Source organism: Bradyrhizobium sp. (assembly GCF_030693485.1).
Taxonomy (GTDB): Bacteria; Pseudomonadota; Alphaproteobacteria; order Rhizobiales; family Xanthobacteraceae; genus Bradyrhizobium.
Map to the genome: position 1 here is coordinate 1 of NZ_JAUYAN010000284.1, position 18356 is coordinate 18356.

General features: G+C 66.2%; 18 protein-coding genes and 1 tRNA gene. 11 read left to right on the plus strand and 8 right to left on the minus strand.

Features of this window, described 5'->3' with window-relative positions; all coding sequences use genetic code 11:
• Nucleotides 1–1625 (minus strand): heparinase II/III family protein (locus Q8N40_RS20670; protein WP_371135767.1); only part of this gene is annotated, 1625 nt, incomplete at its 3' end.
• 174 nt (nt 1626–1799) lie between these two features.
• Nucleotides 1800–3164 (minus strand): RsmB/NOP family class I SAM-dependent RNA methyltransferase, encoded by a 1365-nt coding sequence (locus Q8N40_RS20675; protein WP_305317892.1) that lies wholly within the window; start codon nt 3162–3164, stop codon nt 1800–1802.
• A 206-nt stretch (nt 3165–3370) separates the two neighbouring features.
• Between Q8N40_RS20675 and Q8N40_RS20680 the strand changes: the two genes are divergently transcribed.
• Both Q8N40_RS20680 and Q8N40_RS20685 read left to right on the plus strand, forming a co-directional pair.
• The gene (locus tag Q8N40_RS20680) at nt 3371–3586 is read left to right on the plus strand and encodes a DUF1674 domain-containing protein (protein WP_305713124.1); all 216 of its coding nucleotides are present in this window, start codon (nt 3371–3373) and stop codon (nt 3584–3586) included.
• Nucleotides 3587–3636: 50 nt separating this feature from the next.
• Nucleotides 3637–4230, plus strand: a complete 594-nt coding sequence (locus Q8N40_RS20685; RefSeq protein ID WP_371135764.1) for a thermonuclease family protein — start codon at nt 3637–3639, stop codon at nt 4228–4230.
• Between the two features lie 140 nt (nt 4231–4370).
• On the opposite strand, the gene Q8N40_RS20690 is transcribed toward Q8N40_RS20685, so the two are convergent.
• Complete coding sequence (locus Q8N40_RS20690; protein WP_305317893.1) at nt 4371–4883, minus strand: L,D-transpeptidase; 513 nt, start codon at nt 4881–4883, stop codon at nt 4371–4373.
• Between the two features lie 344 nt (nt 4884–5227).
• Nucleotides 5228–7180 carry an acetate--CoA ligase gene (gene acs, locus Q8N40_RS20695; RefSeq protein ID WP_305713116.1) on the minus strand — a complete coding sequence of 651 codons (1953 nt, stop codon included), beginning with the start codon at nt 7178–7180 and terminating at the stop codon, nt 5228–5230.
• Nucleotides 7181–7577: 397 nt separating this feature from the next.
• Between acs and Q8N40_RS20700 the strand changes: the two genes are divergently transcribed.
• Nucleotides 7578–8726 (plus strand): DNA topoisomerase IB, encoded by a 1149-nt coding sequence (locus tag Q8N40_RS20700; RefSeq protein WP_305713117.1) that lies wholly within the window; start codon nt 7578–7580, stop codon nt 8724–8726.
• A 158-nt stretch (nt 8727–8884) separates the two neighbouring features.
• Here the strand turns inward: Q8N40_RS20700 and Q8N40_RS20705 are convergent, their stop codons facing one another.
• The 3 genes from Q8N40_RS20705 to tsaD all read right to left on the minus strand — a co-directional run bounded on the left by Q8N40_RS20705 (nt 8885) and on the right by tsaD (nt 11488).
• Nucleotides 8885–9298, minus strand: coding sequence for an EVE domain-containing protein (locus Q8N40_RS20705; protein ID WP_305317896.1), 414 nt, complete (start codon nt 9296–9298; stop codon nt 8885–8887).
• Nucleotides 9299–9300: 2 nt separating this feature from the next.
• Nucleotides 9301–10281, minus strand: coding sequence for an NAD(P)H-dependent glycerol-3-phosphate dehydrogenase (locus Q8N40_RS20710; protein ID WP_305713118.1), 981 nt, complete (start codon nt 10279–10281; stop codon nt 9301–9303).
• Nucleotides 10282–10414: 133 nt separating this feature from the next.
• Nucleotides 10415–11488: a tRNA (adenosine(37)-N6)-threonylcarbamoyltransferase complex transferase subunit TsaD gene (gene tsaD, locus Q8N40_RS20715; RefSeq protein ID WP_305713125.1), complete on the minus strand. Its 1074-nt coding sequence runs from the start codon at nt 11486–11488 to the stop codon at nt 10415–10417.
• 132 nt (nt 11489–11620) lie between these two features.
• Here tsaD and Q8N40_RS20720 point away from each other — a divergent pair, with 132 nt between their 5' ends.
• The 6 genes from Q8N40_RS20720 to Q8N40_RS20745 all read left to right on the plus strand — a co-directional run bounded on the left by Q8N40_RS20720 (nt 11621) and on the right by Q8N40_RS20745 (nt 16421).
• Entirely contained in the window at nt 11621–12352 is a 732-nt protein-coding gene (locus Q8N40_RS20720; protein ID WP_305713119.1) for a uroporphyrinogen-III synthase, read from the plus strand.
• Nucleotides 12353–12416: 64 nt separating this feature from the next.
• On the plus strand, nt 12417–13562 hold the full coding sequence (locus tag Q8N40_RS20725) for a hypothetical protein (protein WP_305713120.1): 1146 nt from the start codon (nt 12417–12419) through the stop codon (nt 13560–13562).
• Nucleotides 13563–13598: 36 nt separating this feature from the next.
• The gene (locus Q8N40_RS20730; protein WP_305713121.1) at nt 13599–15311 is read left to right on the plus strand and encodes a heme biosynthesis protein HemY; all 1713 of its coding nucleotides are present in this window, start codon (nt 13599–13601) and stop codon (nt 15309–15311) included.
• Nucleotides 15312–15411: 100 nt separating this feature from the next.
• Nucleotides 15412–15487: transfer RNA gene (locus Q8N40_RS20735), tRNA-Thr, on the plus strand.
• 139 nt (nt 15488–15626) lie between these two features.
• Nucleotides 15627–15959: a hypothetical protein gene (locus tag Q8N40_RS20740; RefSeq protein ID WP_305317902.1), complete on the plus strand. Its 333-nt coding sequence runs from the start codon at nt 15627–15629 to the stop codon at nt 15957–15959.
• A gap of 195 nt (nt 15960–16154) precedes the next feature.
• A complete protein-coding gene (locus Q8N40_RS20745) occupies nt 16155–16421 on the plus strand; it encodes a hypothetical protein (RefSeq protein WP_305713122.1) in 267 nt (88 codons plus the stop codon).
• A gap of 51 nt (nt 16422–16472) precedes the next feature.
• Here Q8N40_RS20745 and Q8N40_RS20750 read toward each other — a convergent pair whose 3' ends face one another.
• Nucleotides 16473–17492, minus strand: a complete 1020-nt coding sequence (locus Q8N40_RS20750; protein WP_305317904.1) for a polysaccharide deacetylase family protein — start codon at nt 17490–17492, stop codon at nt 16473–16475.
• Between the two features lie 263 nt (nt 17493–17755).
• On the opposite strand from Q8N40_RS20750, the gene Q8N40_RS20755 reads away from it, so the two are divergent.
• Both Q8N40_RS20755 and Q8N40_RS20760 read left to right on the plus strand, forming a co-directional pair.
• Complete coding sequence (locus Q8N40_RS20755) at nt 17756–18034, plus strand: hypothetical protein (protein ID WP_305317905.1); 279 nt, start codon at nt 17756–17758, stop codon at nt 18032–18034.
• A 142-nt stretch (nt 18035–18176) separates the two neighbouring features.
• Nucleotides 18177–18356, plus strand: a 180-nt coding sequence (locus Q8N40_RS20760) for a hypothetical protein (RefSeq protein ID WP_305713123.1), incomplete at its 3' end; no start/stop codon positions are given.

The window sequence follows — 18356 nt, forward strand, 5'->3', positions numbered from 1 at the left end:
CTGACAAAACTCCAGCGGATCGAGGCGGCGTGGCGGGATTCCTGCCGGATCACGATCTGGGCGGTGCGGCGCGGGCCGTCATTGCCGGCCAGGAACACGCTGTCTTCCAGCTCGACCTTGTCGTCGAGCGCCTCGAAGGTCCAGACGTCGCGGTTCGGCAGCACGAGCATGACGCCGCGGGCGTCGGAAAGCCGGCTCGCCTTGACCGCGGGATGCAGATGAAAGCGCAGCGCGTAATCGGTCTCGTTGCCCTTGATGCGGACGCCCGGCGCCGGCGACAGCGTATCCTCGCCGTCGAGCCGGGTGCCATCCTGCGCCACCATCAGGACCCGGCGGTGCACCACGCCGAACCGCGCCAGATATCCGTCATGCGAAGTGGTCAGCAGCACGCCGTTGGCGACCGTCTCGCGATAGCTTTCGACGGTGGCCGGACCGCTGACCACGGGTGCGCCGCGCAGCAGCCGCTTCATCGCCGACAGCTCGACGAACTGGCAGGACGAGGTGTCGTGATAGCTCAGGGTGGAATGCGCCGGGGTGCCGCGCGCGAAGGCGCGCCAGTTGTCGCGGCCGGTCGAGGGCATCCCGCAATTGGTCACGATGCGGCTGAGGCCGGAGGACAATTCGAACGACAGGCAGCCGGCATGGGCGTCGTGACTGACGCTCGGCGGCGGCGGCGGGCCGGTGTCCATGATGATCGTCATGGCGCCGGCATCGAGGCGCTGAAAGCCGGTATGCGGCATGTGCGCCATCGGCGCGCCATGGGTATCGTCATAGGCCAGCAGCGTCGCCAGCAGATCGGACGGCGCGCTGCTCATGCCGTTGAACAGCGCAAAGCTGCCGTCGCCGTGGCGGAAGAAACGCAGCATCGGCATCATGCGATCGATCGCGTTCAACAGCGCCGACGGCGGCGCGATGTTGCGGGCCGCAAAGGTCTGCCGCAGCGGCAACAGATCGATCAGGAGTTCGATCAGCGCGCCGGGATTGCGTGAAAAGTGGCCGCCGTCGGGCAGGATCTGGCGCTGCAGCTCGTCGGACAGTTTTCGCGTGGCGGTGCGGATGTGCCGGGCCTGGTTGGCGAGGCAGAGCGAGGCGTAGCACAGCGCCATCAGCACCTGCAGCCGCGGCACGCCATCGGGAATGTCGAGCATGGTGTAGCGTAGATAACGGATCTCGCGCGTCAGTCCGCGCAGATAGCGCCGGTAGAATTTGCCGTCGGTATCGCTGAGCACCAGCGGCGCCTGCGACAGCAGCGAGATGACGCGGCGCGCCAGCACGTCGGCGCGGCGGCCGACGGGGCGCTTCTGCGCCGGATTGGAAATCCAGTCGTCGACCAGCGAGCGGGCATTGGCGCGGGTCAGCGCGGTGTCGGCGGCGCGCAGATGGCGCAGCCAGCCGAAGCCGAGCAGCGCCACTTCCCAGTCTTCCGAAGGCGGCTCGAGGTCGAAGATCGAGCGGCCGTGGCAGGTCACGATCTTGCCGGCGAACACGAAGCGGCCGGCATAGATCTCGGCGGCGCGGGTAGCGTCGGCGGTGCGCAAATCGTGCGGGGCGATGATCAGCCGGTCGGTGCGGCCGGGCCATAGCCTGGACACCGCGACCGAGCCGCCGCTGATTCGCGCCATCATGTTCCGCGCGAAGCGGCCCAGGATCAGCGTCGAGATACGTCTGCGTTGAGCGACCGACACGCCTTGCCTTGATTGGGAGAATTAGATGCGAATCCTTTTAATCCGGAAACGCCGCCAAGACACCATCTTGAAACCGGGCGAATCAGCCTCAGGACACGAAAATGCGGTGTAAAATCAGGATTTAACCAGCCGGGCGGCATAAAAGCCGTCGAGACCGCCCAGCCGGGGGTCCTCATGCGGCAAATGGCAGGGCAGGGTGCGCAAATCGCCGTCCGGATTGAGGATTTCGCTGAGACCGGCGACCTCGCTGGGGTCGATGGGGGCGCGGCGCATGGCGGGCTCGGCGGCGAGGTGAGCCGCAATGGCCTGCTCGCCCTCCTCCGGCTCCAGCGAACAGGTGCAATAGACCAGCGTTCCGCCCGGCTTCAGCAGCGCCGTCGCCCGCTGCAGCAATCGCTTCTGCAGCGCCATCAGCGCGCTGATATCGGCATCCTGCCGCAGCCAGGCCACGTCGGGGTGACGGCGGATGGTTCCGGTCGAGGCGCAGGGGGCGTCAACCAGAATGCCGTCGAAGCCTTCGCCGGGATTTCCACCGAGATCCCCGCCTTGCCATTCGGCGGCGTCGGTCACCACGGTTTCCGCCTCCAGCGACAGCCGGGTGAGATTTTCGCGCAGCCGCGCCATCCGGCCGGGCGAACGGTCGACCGCGGTGACGCGGGCGCCGGCATGAATCAGTTGCGCGGTCTTGCCGCCGGGGGCGGCGCAGAGATCGGCGATGCGCTTGCCGGCGATGTCGCCGAACAGCCGCGCCGGCAAGGCCGCGGCGGCGTCCTGCACCCACCATTGGCCGTCGGTGAAGCCGGGCAGCATCTTGACCGAGCCCTGCAGCAGCGTGCGCACGCTGCCCGTCGGCAGCGTTTCGCCGTGCAGCCGGGTCGCCCACTGTGCCGCGTCGGATTTCACGGTGATATCGAGCGACGGCTCGTGGCTGAGCGCCACCGCGATCTCCCGCGCGGTGGTCTCGCCATAAAATGCGATCCAGCGCGCCAGCAGCCATGGCGGAACATCCAGCGTCTGCGACTTGACCTCGTCGATCAGCGACGGTCCCTCGCGCGCGCAGCGGCGCAGCACTGCATTGACCAGTCCGGCATATTTGGCGGCGCGCCGGTCCGACTGCACCAGCCGCACCGACAGGTCGACCGCGGCGTGATCGGGCACGTCCATCCAGAGAATCTGGGCCGCCCCGATCAGCAGCGCGCTCTGCGCACGCGGCGCGTCGGTCGGAATACCGCGATCGAGCAGCCGCGACAGCACATGGCCGAGCGTGCCGAGTCGCCGCAGGATCGTCGCCACCAGCCGCCGCATCAGGGCGCGGTCGCGGTCGGGCAGCGTCTTCAATCCGGGATGGGCGCCGGCGCCGTCGAGCTGGTCATCGAGGGTCCGCTGCTTGTGCAGCACCCCGTCGAGAATATCCGCCGCGATCCGCCGCGCCGCGAGGCCGGGCACTTCGGATGGCAGGGCGAATCTTTGAGGAGGCATGGAGCGGAAACATCTCGGCAGAAAGGAAAAGGGCGACGGTTCGGCGTGATTTCGGCGCGTGCCGTCGAAAGGACAGCACCTCTGACATGCGAATATGCCAAATATAAGAATCGCCTTTGTGATTTCACAGTTCGGCCGTGAGGTTTATTCTGTCCTCGCGTTCGAACCGAGCGGAGATTGAGCCGATGGCTGGAAACGCCGACACGATGAACGAGCCCTCGCCGCCTGCGACACCCGCATCCGTCCCGGAACGCAAGCCGCTCTCGCCGGCGGCGCAACGCGCGCTGGCCGAGGCCGAAGCGCGCCGCCTTGCCGCCCAGGCCAACGCCAACCCCGCGGCCCGGGAATTCGGGGGCCCAAAGGGCCTGGAACCCACGCGCTACGGCGACTGGGAGAACAAGGGCATCGCCTCGGATTTCTGATCCCGGAATCGGCCTTGCCGACTCGCGCCGACTCACCCTAGTCCGGCAAGATGGTCCGATTTGAGCGAATGACTGGCCGGAGGAGCGCTTCCCATCCGGGACAGCCCCGGCGCCCCCGGCTTTCTCGACTGTTGCCCTGGATATTCGTTCTGGGCGTGGCGGCGGCGAGTTTGCTGCCGCTGCGGCAATGGCTGAATTGGCCGGCCTCGACCACATCGTCGCTGTCGCCGCACGAAATCCAGGCGGCGCGCGATGCCGAGATGGTCTGGAAGAACGCCGGCAACGCGAACGTCCGGCATCCCGTCGACATCATCAGGACCATCGATGGCGACACCTTCGAAGCCCGGGTGCACCTCGCGCCCGGGGTCGAGCCGACGACGCGGGTTCGCCTGCGCGGCGTCGATGCGCCGGAGTTCAAGGCGGCCTGTGCCGGGGAACTGGAATTGGCGGAAGCCGCGGGCGCCGCCTTGCGCGGCCTGCTCGGCGAAGGCGGGGTCACGATCTACAATATCGGCCCCGACAAATATAACGGCCGTGTCGTCGCCGATGTCGCGACGCGGCGGACCGACAATGTTGCGGCGGCGTTGCTCGCAGCCGGGCATGCGCGCGGTTATGTCCGCGGCCGCCGCGGCGGCTGGTGCTGAGGACGATCGCACCTACAAAGAAGCCGCGCAGCGGCGCGGCTTTGCTTCCGTCATTCCGGGGCGATGCGAAGCATCGAACCCGGAATCTCGAGATTCCGGGTCTGGTCCTTCGGACCATCCCGGAATGACGAGGGATCAAATCAGCGGGTCACGACCACCGTCGTGCCGACCGAAACGCGTTGATAGAGATCGGTGATATCGGCGTTCAGCATGCGAAAGCAGCCATAGGAGACGAATCCCCCGACCGAGCCCGGCGCGTTGGTGCCGTGGATCGCATACTCGCCGCCCGCCAGCGTCATCGCGGCGACGCCCATCGGGTTTTGCGGCGAACCGCCGGCGATGACGTTCGGCATTTTCGGCCTGTCGCGCCTGACTTCGGACGGCGGCGACCATGCCGGATTGGTGTATTTGCCGTCGATCCGCGTGGTGCCGGCCCATTGCTTGCCGGGACGGCCGACGCCGACGGGATAGGCGACCGCCTTGCCCTGCTCGACGACGAGATAGAGCCTGCGCTCATTGGTCCTGACCACGATGGTGCCTGGCGAGTAATCGCCCCGGAAGCTGACCACGCTGGGCCGCGCCTCGGCCGCGGTCGACAACAGGGCCCCCGCCCCGATGGTGGCCGCGAGCGCCACCGCAATCCTCAAAGACATCAAACTCTCCACTTTGGCTCTGTCACCCGTTGCGGGGCTGCAAAATTTCCGAAAGGCCTGCAAAACGCTGGTTGCCACGCATTTTTAACCGCGCGGCTTAACCAACCGGTCTCGAGGCCGGGTCCGGAACCCGTTCAATGAGGGGCAGGAGAGGAAATATTGGGAACAAAGTAAATGACTTGAAAACAACACTCGGCAGGAAACGTGCGGGGCGGGTCAGTCATCCCTGACGATTGCGTGAGCAAAACGGGATCGGCAGCGCACCGCATTGCGCGTTGAAGACGCGCGTGAACGCGCTTCTGGCACCGCGCTTTGTCCGGGGAACGGCGATTGAGGTCGCGCCTCTAGATCGGTGCGCCCTTCTTGTTCTGCCGGTGCGCCACCAGGTCATCTACGACAGCGGGATCCGCCAGCGTCGAGGTGTCGCCGAGACTGCCCGATTCATCCTCGGCGATCTTGCGCAGGATGCGCCGCATGATCTTGCCGGAGCGGGTTTTCGGCAGGCCGGGTGCGAACTGGATCAAATCGGGCGAGGCGATCGGGCCGATGTCCTTGCGCACCCACGCCACCAGCTCCTTGCGCAATTCTTCGCTCGGCTCGGTGCCGGTCATCAAGGTCACATAGGCATAGATGCCCTGGCCCTTGATGTCGTGGGGATAACCGACGACGGCGGCTTCCGAGACCTTGGCGTGCGCCACCAGCGAGCTTTCGACTTCGGCGGTGCCCATGCGATGGCCGGACACGTTGATGACGTCGTCGACCCGGCCGGTGATCCAGTAATAGCCGTCGGCGTCGCGGCGGCAGCCGTCGCCGGTGAAGTATTTGCCCTTGTAGGTGGAGAAGTAGGTCTGCTCGAAGCGCTCATGGTCGCCATAGACCGTGCGCATCTGGCCCGGCCAGGATTTGGCGATGCAGAGATTGCCGCTGCATTCGCCTTCCAGCACCTTGCCGTCGGCATCGACGATCTCGGGCACCACGCCGAAGAACGGTTCGGTAGCCGAACCCGGCTTCAGTCTGGTGGCGCCGGGCAGCGGCGTGATCAGAATGCCGCCGGTCTCGGTCTGCCACCAGGTGTCGACGATCGGGCAGCGCTCGTCGCCGACCACGCGGTGATACCATTCCCACGCTTCCGGATTGATCGGCTCGCCGACCGAGCCCAGCAGCCGCAGGCTCTTGCGCGAGGTTTTCCTGACGGGATCGTCGCCGGCCTGCATCAGCGCCCGGATCGCGGTCGGCGCGGTGTAGAAGATGTTGACCTTGTGCTTGTCGATCACGTTCCAGAACCGGGACATGTCCGGATAGTTCGGCACGCCCTCGAACATCAGCGTGGTGGCGCCGTTGGCCAGCGGCCCATAGAGAATGTAGCTGTGGCCGGTGACCCAGCCGACGTCGGCGGTGCACCAGTAGATGTCGCCGTCGTGATAGTCGAACACGTATTGATGCGTCATCGACGCAAACACCAGGTAGCCGCCCGAGGTGTGCAGCACGCCCTTGGGCTGGCCGGTCGAGCCCGAGGTGTAGAGGATGAACAGCGGATCCTCGGCATGCATCGGCTCGCATGGGCATTCCGTCGTCACCATCTCGGCGGCGTCGTGGTACCAGAAATCCCGCGACGGATTCATCTCGACGGCCCCGCCGGTGCGCTTGACCACGACCACCCAGTCGACGCCGCCGCATTTGGCGATGGCCGCATCGACATTGGCCTTCAGCGGCACTTTCTTGCCGCCGCGCAGGCCCTCATCGGCAGTGATGATGATCTTGGACTGGCAGTCGGTGATGCGCTGGGCAAGGCTGTCGGGCGAGAAGCCGGCAAACACCACCGAATGGATGGCGCCGATCCGCGCGCAGGCCAGCATGGCGTAGGCGGCTTCCGGAATCATCGGAAGATAGATCGTGACGCGGTCGCCCTTCACCACGTTGCGGGTGCGCAGGATGTTGGCCATCTTGCAGACTTCGTCGTGCAGCTGGCGGTAGGTGATGTGCTTCGACTGCGAGGGGTCGTCGCCCTCCCAGATGATGGCGGTCTGGTCGCCGCGGGTTTCGAGATGCCGGTCGATGCAGTTCCAGGCGACATTGAGGACGCCGTCCTCGAACCATTTGATCGAGATGTTGCCAGGCGCGAACGACGTGTTCTCGACCTTGTGGAACGGCTTGATCCAGCCGATGCGCTTGGCCTGTTCGGCCCAGAACGCGTTGGGGTCGCTGACCGAGCTCTTGTACATCTGGCGGTACTTGGCCTGGTCGACAAAGGCGCGCTTGGACCATTCCGCGGATACGTCGTAGATTTTCTCGGACATCGTTTCCCTCCACCCATCCGGCCCGTGAACGCGAGCACTGCAAGCCGTCTCGTTTGTTGCGCCAATTATGCGTCGGGCCTACCGGCACCGACAAGCGGAAGAAATAGGACCTTAGGCGGGGTTCCCGCCATGCGCGGGATCAAACCGCCGGTCGATTGCCCGCCTGTGCCGCAGGCCCGGGCGCCATCACGATCGCGTTGGCCGTTAGCCAAAAAACCTCTGCATGGCGCTCATTCCGTCCATAACGGTATTCAGGAACCGCTCCGCCCAAGGGATGGACTAGCGCTGCCCGCCATTACCCCCTAAATGGCCACCCCGGAGGGCAGGCCCTCCGCCGGAACCAAAGACCGATCATCGGCATTACCGGACGAACAGTCGGAGCAGGGCGTCTAAAGTCATGATGGATCAGCAGAATTTCGAGGCTGCGCGGCCGGTTTCCGCCGATCCTGCGGTTGAGCTGGCGAAAGCGCTCGGCCAACTGCCGAAAGTAGCCCCTGTCGCCAAGCCGGTCGCCGCTCCCAAAACCTCGGTCGAAGACCTTGCCCAGGAGCATGGGCTCAAGCTCGGCGACCAGAACGAACTCACCATTCGCCGCATCAAGCGCGGCAAGACCTATTCATTCGTGCGCGCCAACGGCACCGCGGTGCGCCATACCGGCACCATCAAGCGCCTGCACTCGATGGCGGTGCCGCCGGCCTATGCCGAGGTGCGCTATTCGCCCGATCCCTCCTCGCATCTGCAGGCGGTCGGACGCGATGCCGCGGGCCGGCTGCAATACCGCTACCACTCCGACTGGGAGAAGGTGCGCGAGCAGCGCAAGGCCCACCGGCTGGCACGGCTGGTCGGCGCGCTGCCGAAAATTCGCCGCAACGTCTCGATGCACCTCTCCGGGACCGAGCCGACCCGTGAATTCGCCCTCTCGGCGGTGATCGAGCTGATCGCGCGCACCGCGATCCGGCCCGGCAATGAATCCTATGCGAAGCTCAACGGCACCCGCGGCGCCACCACGCTGTTGAAGTCGAACGTCGTGGTCGAGGACGACAACCTCGTGCTGACCTTCACCGCCAAGGGCGGCAAGGCCGTGCGCAAGGAGTGCGACGCCGCCAAGCTGGTGCGCGCCATCGGCATCCTGCGCGGCGTGCCCGGCACGCGCATGTTCCAGTATCGCGACGGCTCCGGCACGGTTCGCGCCGTCTCCACCACTACCGTGAACGCGTTCCTGCGCGAGATCGCCGGCATCAAGATTTCGCTGAAGGATTTTCGCACCCTGATGGCGTCGGCCGTGGTGCTGGAATCGCTGTCGCGGATTTCCCCGGCGGACAGCGCGCGCGGCCGCAAGAAGCAGGTGCTGGACGCGGTGCGCGCCGCCGCCGACGAATTGTCGAACACGCCGGCGATCTGCCGCAAGAGCTATGTCCACGACACCATCGTCACCGCCTTCGAGGACGGCATCCTGGAGCGCTTCGCCGCGACCATGAAGGGCTACCGCTCGCAGTCGAAGCGCGAGCAACTGCTGGCGCAAGTGGTCGCAACCGCCGCGGCTTGATTCTTCCTTCTCCCCTTGTGGGGGAAGGTGGCGCGGAGCGCCGGATGAGGGGTCTCTATCCGCGGGCAAACTACCCGTTGAGTCAACCCCTCACCCGTCTCGAATGCGCGAAGCGCATTCGATCCACCCTCTCCCACAAGGGGAGAGGGAAGTAAGAGCTACATCCCGCCCATCTTGCAGACGATCTTCCATTCCTCCGCCGTCACCGGCTGCACCGACAGCCGCGAATATTTCACCAGTGCCATCTCGGTTAGCCGCTTGTCGGCCTTGATCGCGGCCATCGTGACCGGAATCTTCAGCGGCTTGCTGGCCTTGATGTCGACGCAGACGAATTTTCCGGTTTTGTCGGTGTCATCCGGATAGGCTTCCTTGATGATCTCGGCGATCCCGACGATCTCCTTGCCTTCGTTGGAGTGATAGAAGAACGCGAGATCGCCCTTCTTCATCTTCACCAGATTCTGCCGCGCCGTAAAATTGCGCACGCCGGTCCAGGCTTCGCCCCTGGCGCCCTTGGCCACCTGCTGGTCCCACGACCAGGTCGAGGGCTCCGATTTCACCAGCCAGTACGCCATGGTCATCCCTCTGCCTTGAACGGCCGTGTCAGCAGGCTTTCGATCGCTTCGTCGATCGTCGCCGTGCCGCTCAATATCGCCGCGACCGCTGACGATACCGGCATATCGACATTTTGCGAAGCCGCCAGCTCGACCAGGACAGGCGCGGTGAATTCGCCTTCGGCGAGTTTTCCTGATGGCCGCGGCTCGCCGCGTCCCAGCGCTGCGCCGAGGGCGAAATTGCGCGACTGCGCGCTGGAGCAGCTCAGGATCAGATCGCCGAGGCCCGAAAGGCCCGCCATGGTTTCGCTGCGCGCGCCGCAGGCGCGGCCGAGCCGCACCAACTCGCTGAAGCCGCGCGTCGTCAGCGCCGCCTGCGCCGAGGCGCCGAGTTGGCGGCCGACCGCGATGCCGGCGGCGATCGCCAGCACGTTCTTGGCCGCACCGCCGATCTCGACGCCGCGCACATCCGAGGTGTGATAGGGCCGGAAGGTCGAAGACCCCAGCGCCTGCACGAGCTCGCTCGCAAGCCGTTCGTCCTTCGCCGCCAGCGTCACCGCGGTGGGCAGGCCGCGCGCCACGTCGTCGGCAAAGCTCGGCCCCGACAGGATCGCGGCAGCCGCGTGAGGTGCGGCTTCGGATATCACCTCGGTCATGAATTGATGGCTGCCGCGCTCGATGCCCTTGGCGCAAGCGATGACAGGCGTGCCGTTGGCCAGATGTGGCGCCAGTGCGGTAACCGCGGCGCGCAGTTGCTGCGCCGGCGTGACGATCAGCATGATGTCGGCGCGGGCGGCCGCCGCCATGTCGGCAATCACTTCGATGTTTGCGTCGAGACGCACGCCGGGCAGGCGCGGATTTTCCCGCGTCGCGGCGATCTGCGCGGCCATCGCGGCGTCGCGCGCGCAGAGCAAGACATCGCGGCCGGCCCGCGCGGCGACGGCGGCCAGCGCGGTTCCCCATGCGCCGGCGCCGATCACACTTACGGATTTGAAGGACGGCATGACGGCGTGCCTTGGCTAGAGCGGGATCGGATCAGGACGGGACGCGAGGACGGGAGCAGCCATCTCGCGGGCAGACGCCGCACGGTACCCGGATACAGGAATTCCTACTGTACATGGGGTTGTTTTCGAGATTTTAGAAGCCAGCGCGGGTTTTGCCATATCCGGCCGGCGCCGTCGCGTTGGCATCGAGCAGCCAGCGGGCGCGCGGGGCGGCGTCCATGGTGTCGACCATGCCCAGCGCCAGCCGCTCCGCGCCGGCCCATGCGATCATCGCGCCATTGTCGGTGCACAGCGCCGGCGGCGGAATGATCAGCGTGGTTTGCGCCCTGGCGGCGACGTCCTGCAGCGCGCCGCGGATCGCCTGGTTGGCGGCGACGCCGCCGGCGGCGACCAGCGCGCGCGGCGGGCCGAACCGTTCGTGAAACAGCCGCAGGCCGACGCTCAGCCGGTCCGCCGTCGATTCCAGCACCGCCGCCTGAAAGCCGGCGCAGAGATCGCTGATATCCTGCGGCTCCAGCGGCACCAGCCGGCTGGCTTCGTTACGCACCGCGGTCTTCAATCCCGACAGCGAAAAATTGGCGTCGGCGCGGCCGAGCATCGGCCGCGGCAATGCAAAGCGTTTGGGGTCGCCGCCGACCGCGGCGCGCTCGACCTCCGGTCCGCCCGGATAGGGCAGCGAGAGCATTTTTGCGACCTTGTCGAACGCTTCGCCCATGGCGTCGTCGACGGTGGTGCCGAGCCGGACATAATTGCCGACGCCAATCACGGCGACGATCTGGGTGTGTCCCCCCGAGGCGAGAAACAGGCAATAGGGAAACGCCAGCGCGCAGGTCAGCCGCGGCGTCAGCGCGTGGGCCTCGAGATGGTTGACCGCGATCAGCGGCGTCTCGTGCACCATCGCAATCGCTTTCGCGGTGGTGAGCCCGACGATGACGCCGCCGATCAGGCCGGGACCCGCGGCGGCGGCGACCGCCGAAAGCTCGGCGTAGCCAATCCCCGCCTGCTTCATCGCGCTGTCGACAATGCCGTCGAGCACATCGACATGGGCGCGCGCCGCGATCTCCGGCACCACGCCGCCGAACCTTGCATGTTCTTCGGTCTGCGAGCGCACGATATTGGACAGGATGCGCCCCGACCCGTCGCTCTGGCGCTCGACCACGGCGGCTGCGGTTTCATCGCAGGTGGTCTCGATCCCCAGCACCAGCATTGACGAGTCGTTACCCAATTTGAGCCCTTGCGCTATCGGCCAAAGCGGCGTTTCGGTATCTCCCGGTAGCACTGCGAGGTCTCGAAGTGCAATCGTCCGTTGTTCCCGAACTACAGGTCAAGAATACGACGCATGGCTGTTCTCGTTACCCGCCCGCATCCGGACGACGAAGCCACTGCCGCGGCACTTCGCAGCCGGGGTTTCGAGGTGCTGCAGGCGCCGATGCTGCGGTTCGAGCCGGTCGCGTTCCAGGATGATCTCGATGCGCGCTACGGCGCGGTCGTCGTCACCAGCGCCAACGCGCTGCGCGGCATCGAACTCAAGGGCCACCGGCTGCTCGAATTGCCGCTGTTCGCGGTCGGCGAGCATACCGCCGCCGCGGCCCGCCACGCCGGGTTCACCCATGTGATGCCGGCCAGCGGCGGCGCCGCCGGCTTGCGCGACCTCGTGCTGGCAAGGGTGAAGGCGAAGGAACTGAAGAAGGTCTCGACGCTGCTTTATCTGGCCGGCGCCGATCTGGCCCGGGATCTCGCCGCCGAACTCGGCGCCGGCGGCCTGCGGGTCGTCACCCACACCACCTACCGGATGGTTCCGGTGGCGAGCCTGCCGCGCGAGGTGTGCGACGCCTTCGCCGCCAGCCGGATCGAGGCGGTGCTGCATTATTCACGCCGCAGCGCGCGCGCCTTTCTCGATGCGGCGCGGGTCGGCGGCGTCGAAATTTCGGCACTGTCGATTCCGCAATGTTGCATCTCCGCCGCGGTGGCGGCGGTGCTTCGCGAGGCCGGGGCCACGCAGGTCATGGTGGCGGCGACGCCGGATGAAAATGCGCTGTTCGAGGCGCTTGAGCGTGCGTTGCGGGCCTGATCGGGTTAAGAGGATCAGGTCGAATCCCCGCAACGTTCGCCGCAATTGATGAGGAACCGTCATAATGGTCGATGACAGGCCCGAAGCTACCGGACCATCGCCCGATTCCGGCCGTATCCGGCGCGAGCCGCCCACCATCGACCTCGAGGCGACGGAGGTCTCCGCTGAAATCAAAAATGCGGCCCCTCCCCCCGGCGCGGAGCCCGAGAAGCCCTCATCGCCGCGCCCTGCGGCGTCGCGGAGTTCCGCGGCTTTGATTTCGGCTATTTCGGGCGCAAGCGCTGCCGCGCTGGTGCTGGGTGCCGCCTGGTTCGCGGGATGGCCGGCGACCCCGGCGCCAGCCCCCGCGCCGCAAATCAATTCCGCTGCCATCGATGATCTCGCCGCGCGCCTCGCCAGCGTGGAGGTCCGGGTCAGCAAGCCGCCCGCTGCCGCCGCGCCCGATCCCGCGGCTGCCGCCCGTGCGGAAGCCCTGGAAAAATCGCTGGCAACGCTGCGCGGCGAACTCGCCACCCAGCGCGCGCAATCGGACAAGCTGGCCGCGGCGATCAGCGATGTGAAATCAGCGCCGCGTGAAGCAGCGCCGGCGCCGGACCTGTCCGCGATCAATGACCGCATCGCCCAGGTCGAGCGCGCTGCCCGCGCGCAGAGCGCCGAGATCACCAGGGAAAGCGCCAAGCCGGCCGACGACGTGCCGCTGCGCCGCATCGTGGCGGCGGCCTTGCTCGACGTTCTCGTTCGCACCGGCGATCCCTATCCCGCGGCGATGGCTGCGGCGAAAGCGCTGGCGCCTGCTCCGGATGCCCTGAAGCCGCTCGCAGGTTTTGCGGCGTCCGGCGTGCCGAGCGCCAACAGCCTGAGCCGTGAATTGCTGACGCTGGTGCCGAAATTGTCGCCCCCGGCGCCGGATAATTCGACGACCGGTACCGGCATCGTCGACCGCCTGCAGGCGGGCGCCGCCAAACTCGTCCGCATCGAGCGTAGCGACGCCGTCGGCAACGATCGCAGCGCGGTGGTGGCGCGGGTCACGGCGGCGGCGCTGCGCAACGATTTCGCCGAAGCGCGGCGCGAACTGAAAACGCTGGCGCCGGCCGATCGCGCCGCCGCGCAAGCCTGGCTCGACAAGGCCGATGCTCGCGACGCGGCGCTCGCGGCCTCCCGCCAGTTCGCCGCCGATGCGATGGCGACGCTCGCCAAACCTGCTCAATAACAAGCCCCCGCAATAAGCCTGCACGATAGGACTTTCATGTATCGGATCATTCTGTACCTGGTGTTGATCGCACTCGCAGCGGCTGGTGCTGCATGGGTTGCCGATCAGGGTGGCGATGTCGCGCTGAACTGGGGCGGCTGGCGCGTCCAGGCTTCGGTACCGGTGTTCGCGCTGGCGCTCGGTGTGACCATTGCCGCGGGCATGCTGGTATGGGCGATCCTGCGGGCGCTGTGGCGCACGCCGGGGCGTCTGCGGCACCGGCGCCGCGAACGCCGCCAGGCGCGCGGCCGCCATGCCATCACGCAAGGATTGCTGGCAATCGGCCACGGTGATTCCGCCGCGGCCCGCCGCCATGCCGCTGTCGCGCGCCGCGATGCCGGGCACGATCCGCTGGCGCTGCTGCTGCACGCGCAATCCGCCCAGCTCGACGGCGACCGCGAAGGCGCGCAACGCGCCTTCCGCGCCATGGCGGAGCGCGAGGACACAAGGCTGCTCGGCCTGCGCGGGCTGTTCATCGAAGCGCAGCGCGCCGACGATCCGGTCGGCGCGGTCATGATCGCCGAGGAGGCGCTGAAACTGGCGCCGGGCTCGACCTGGGCTTCGCATGCCTTGCTCGGATTCCGCTGCGCCCAGGGCGACTGGAACGGCGCGCTCGTGATCCTCGACAACAATCTCGCCTCGGGGCTGATCGACAAGGCCACTTTCAGGCGCCAGCGCGGCGTGCTGCTGACGGCGCGCGCGCTCGATCTGGAGAAGGTCGACCGCGACAAGTCGCGCGACAGCGCGATGGAAGCGATCAAGCTGGCGCCGACGCTGGTGCCGGCCGCGGTGCTGGCGAGCAAGTATCAAACCGAGGCGCATCAGACCCGGCGCTCGATGCGGATCGTCGAGACGGCGTGGCTGGCGCAGCCGCATCCGGATCTCGCCGATGCCTACGCCCATGTGAAGCTCGGCGATTCCGCGCGGCAGCGGCTGGTGCGGATCGAGACACTGGCGGCGAAGGCGCCCGGCCATATCGAGGGCGCGCTGGCGATCGCGCGCGCCGCGATCGACGCCGCGGAATACGGCCGCGCCCGCGAGGCGCTGGAGTCGTTTGCCGCGGCGCCGACCCAGCGCGTGGCGCTGCTGATGGCGGAGATCGAACGCGTCGAGCATGGCGACAGCGGCCGGGCCCGGGCCTGGACCTTGCGCGCGGTGCGCGCGCAGCACGATCCGGTGTGGACCGCCGACGGCTATGTCAGCGATCGCTGGCGGCCGGTGTCGCCGGTCTCGGGGCGGCTCGATGCATTTCAGTGGCAGACGCCGCTGGCGGCCTTGCCGTCCGACAGCAGCGCCGCCATCGAAGCCTTCGCCCTCGAAGAGGAGATGCTGGCGCCGCCGCGCCGCGTCGAGGCGCCGAAAGCGCCTGTTGCCGAGGGACTCGTCGAGGATGCCATGCCGCCCGCGGCGCAGGACAATTCCCCGGCGCCGGCGGCATCCGGCGAACCGGCTGCTATTGAGCCGGAACCGGTGCCCGTGCCGCCACCGCCGCCCGCCGAACCCGTGGCCCCCGCACCATTGTTCCGCGCACGCCAGGACATTCCCAAAACCGCCCGGCCCGGCATTCCCCAGGTGATTCCCATCGTCCGGGCGCCCGACGACCCCGGGATCGACGACGATCCCGCCAGCGAGGAATTCCGCGAGCAATTGAGTCCCGCCCAGAGCCAGGCCGGCGGCTGGCGCGGTTTTCTGTCCCGCTGGGGCAGCTGATTAAGGGAATTTTGGGGAGCGTTTTTCTTGCAAAAACGCCGCCTGCCCGATATCAGGGGCCAGCGTTATCAGGCCCTTGCCCGAACGCATCGCTTGGTCCGCCGCAATAGCTCAGTTGGTAGAGCACGTCATTCGTAATGACGGGGTCACAGGTTCGAGTCCTGTTTGCGGCACCAGTTTTTTCCCGATTTGAAGTTAAGTTCCAACGTCAGTTGCCACCCCCTTTAGCGTTACCGCTGTGCGTGACCCACCTCACATAACCATATGTCCGCCCGGTCTAGTTTCCCATCCACGTTGGATGACGGGAGACTTTACATGCGCAAATTTATTCTGATCACCGCAATGGTGCTGACCTCCGCTGCCGCCCACGCCGGTCCGATGCGAAGCCTGACGCTGGCTTCGAACGAGCCGCCGGCGGCGGCCGAGACAGCGAAAGCCGCGCAAACGCCAGCGACTACAGAAGCGCCTGTTTATGTCGCACGGCCCGCGCCTGTCGGGACCACGTCGGAAGCATCGAAGGCGGAGACGACAAAACCCGTCGCCGAGAAAGCGTCCCGGACGAGCAGCGCTGCCAAGCCGAAGCGCAAGCGCGAATCGACCGAAGCGCGGGTGATCCGCGAACTGAATCGCCACGGCATCTATTGGTGAGACGCCAATCCCGTCATTGCGAAGCGCCTGCGCGTTGAGCGCGCGCGCCGCGGTTTCGCGGCGTGCAAACCCGCGACCATCGCTCACGCGTGATCCGGTCACGTCTTCTAAACTAATCGTGACCTGTGAAGCAGTTCACATCCGGATTCTGCAGTCGCGTTAATACCCAGCCGTAACCGAACGAGGGAGGCGTCCGTGCCTTCAATGGATGATCAGAGCAGAATAAGCCGCACCATCGACCGCCTGGGGATTGTTCGAATCCTGCTGGTCCAGGTCATGGTTTTGCTTGCGCTCGTCGGCGCCGTCGTTCGATACGTCAACTGGTCGTCCGAGGTCGCCTTGCAGGAGTTTCTCCGCGCGGGCCGGCCGGCGCTGGCCGGCGCGAGCAGTAAGCCGCAGCCGAAGCCCCAGCCTGAATTGCAAACCGTCAAAGGCAAGGCGGCCTGCGCCAAGAAGGTCTGAGCCAGGAAAGCCTCAGCCAAGGGATCCTGGCCGGCAAGCCTGAGCTGTCGGCTATTCCGAAACCGTCTGGATCACGCTGCTGACCGGGCGGCTGGCGACCGCCGGCAGCTTCATGTCCTTGATCAGCATCGCGTCATATTCGGCCAGCGTCTCCAGCTGCGCCTTGGCCTTCATATGCACGACCTTGTAGCCGCCGGCCTTGAGGCGGCGCAGCAGCGTGGGCAAAGCCAGCGCGGTGTTCTTCTGCAGATCGTGCATCAGGATGATGCCCTTGCCCTGCTTGTCGAGCTTGGTCATCACGGTGTTTACGATCTGGGCGGCGTCCTTGGATTTGTAGTCGAAGGAGTCGACATCGGTGGAGAACATCGCGATGTTGCGCGTACCGAGATACTCGATCGAGGCCTGGGTATGCTGCAGGCCGGGAAAGCGGAAAAACGGCGCGGGTGCTGCGCCCAGCGCCATCTTGATCGCGCTGAATCCCTTTTCGATCTCTTCCTTGACCTGCGCTTCGGTCAGCTTCTTGCTGTCGAGATGCGCATGCGACCAGGTGTGCGAGCCGACGGTGTGGCCGGCGGTGTAGACCTGCTTCAGAATCTCCGGATGATAGGTGGAGTGCTTGCCGACCGGGAAGAACGTGGCCTTGGTGCATTCTTCGGCCAGCGATTTGAGCACCGACGGGGTGGTCGGCCACGGGCCATCGTCGAAGGTCAGCACCACTTCCTTGTCGGTGAGAAAGTCGAGCTGCTTGTAATGCTGGAAACCGAAGCCCGGTCCGCCCGTGGTGTCGGCGACGACGACGCGGCTGACGCCGAGCGCATCGGCATTGGCGCATTTGGCCTGCACGGGTGCGACGGGTTTGGCGGGAGTCGACGCGGAGAGTGCCGCGGTGACCTCGACGTCCGGTACGGCCGGCTTGGCGGCAGCGACCGCAAGCGGCTCGGCTTTCCTGGCATTGACGGTTTGCGGAGGAACCGCCGCATCGGCGCGCGGCGAAGAGGTCCAGTACCACACGGCGGCGATCACGACGGCCGAAACGACAGTCGCGCACATCAGGCCAAACGCATTACGCATCGTTACACTTTCCACAAAATTCACCACAACCCGTACCGGCGCCATTAATGCAAACGAGGTCTTAACGCCCCACCAACGAAGGCCGGTCCGGCCGAATTATTTTTGCCGACAGGCGCGCCGTATCGCTGTTGAAACCGAGGCGCTGTTGCCAAAAACCGGGCGATTTTTGCTGTGTGACCGACGTCACAGCGGCGGCGGCATCGTTCAGGCACTGTCCGGTCATCAACAACGGGCCCGCCGAGCCGGGCCAAAGGGAGCCTGCCATGACCGCCTATTTGACCAGCACCATCCGCCAAGCCGGTATCGTACTGGCCTTCGCGGTTTCCTTCGCCGCCCTGTCGGCGACCCCGAGCCTCGCCTACAGCTCCGAAGCGCAGCAGATGTGCACCGGCGACGCCTTCCGGCTCTGCAGCGACGAGATCCCGAACATCTCGAAAATCACCGCCTGCATGATGAAGAAGCGCGCCAGCCTCAGCACCGGCTGCCGGGCCGTGATGGACCGCGACCTGGCGCAGAAGTCGAACAAGGTCGCTGCGCAGTAATTTTCACCTCGTCATTCCGGGTTCATCGCTGTCGCGATGCCCCGGGATGACGAACCATTAAATGCCTACCCGAAAACACGTTGCAGCGCCGGTTTGAGCGCATTAGAACGCGCTTAGTTCCTGACCGGGTAGGCGCACCGACATGACCAGACTTCTTTTGATTATTCCGTTCGTTCTGATGACTTCAGCGACCTCGGCACAGAGCCAGGACGTCTGCGCCCGCGACGCCTCGCGGTTTTGCCGCAAGTATCTGGAGGAGGGCGACCAGGTCGTGCTGGCCTGCCTGAAGCAAAATCGCGCCCGGCTCAGCAAGGGATGCCAG

Bases quoted from the DNA above. Each gene is read 5' to 3' on its own strand.
- Q8N40_RS20710 (WP_305713118.1), bottom strand. From the start codon at position 10,281: ATGCCGTCCTTCAAATCCGTAAGTGTGATCGGCGCCGGCGCATGGGGA.
- Q8N40_RS20755 (WP_305317905.1), top strand. From the start codon at position 17,756: ATGACCGCCTATTTGACCAGCACCATCCGCCAAGCCGGTATCGTACTG.
- Q8N40_RS20720 (WP_305713119.1), top strand. From the start codon at position 11,621: ATGGCTGTTCTCGTTACCCGCCCGCATCCGGACGACGAAGCCACTGCC.
- Q8N40_RS20700 (WP_305713117.1), top strand. From the start codon at position 7,578: ATGATGGATCAGCAGAATTTCGAGGCTGCGCGGCCGGTTTCCGCCGAT.
- Q8N40_RS20750 (WP_305317904.1), bottom strand. From the start codon at position 17,492: ATGCGTAATGCGTTTGGCCTGATGTGCGCGACTGTCGTTTCGGCCGTC.
- Q8N40_RS20740 (WP_305317902.1), top strand. From the start codon at position 15,627: ATGCGCAAATTTATTCTGATCACCGCAATGGTGCTGACCTCCGCTGCC.
- Q8N40_RS20690 (WP_305317893.1), bottom strand. From the start codon at position 4,883: ATGTCTTTGAGGATTGCGGTGGCGCTCGCGGCCACCATCGGGGCGGGG.
- Q8N40_RS20675 (WP_305317892.1), bottom strand. From the start codon at position 3,164: ATGCCTCCTCAAAGATTCGCCCTGCCATCCGAAGTGCCCGGCCTCGCG.
- Q8N40_RS20705 (WP_305317896.1), bottom strand. From the start codon at position 9,298: ATGGCGTACTGGCTGGTGAAATCGGAGCCCTCGACCTGGTCGTGGGAC.
- Q8N40_RS20685 (WP_371135764.1), top strand. From the start codon at position 3,637: ATGGTCCGATTTGAGCGAATGACTGGCCGGAGGAGCGCTTCCCATCCG.
- Q8N40_RS20725 (WP_305713120.1), top strand. From the start codon at position 12,417: ATGGTCGATGACAGGCCCGAAGCTACCGGACCATCGCCCGATTCCGGC.
- acs (WP_305713116.1), bottom strand. From the start codon at position 7,180: ATGTCCGAGAAAATCTACGACGTATCCGCGGAATGGTCCAAGCGCGCC.
- Q8N40_RS20680 (WP_305713124.1), top strand. From the start codon at position 3,371: ATGAACGAGCCCTCGCCGCCTGCGACACCCGCATCCGTCCCGGAACGC.
- Q8N40_RS20730 (WP_305713121.1), top strand. From the start codon at position 13,599: ATGTATCGGATCATTCTGTACCTGGTGTTGATCGCACTCGCAGCGGCT.
- tsaD (WP_305713125.1), bottom strand. From the start codon at position 11,488: ATGCTGGTGCTGGGGATCGAGACCACCTGCGATGAAACCGCAGCCGCC.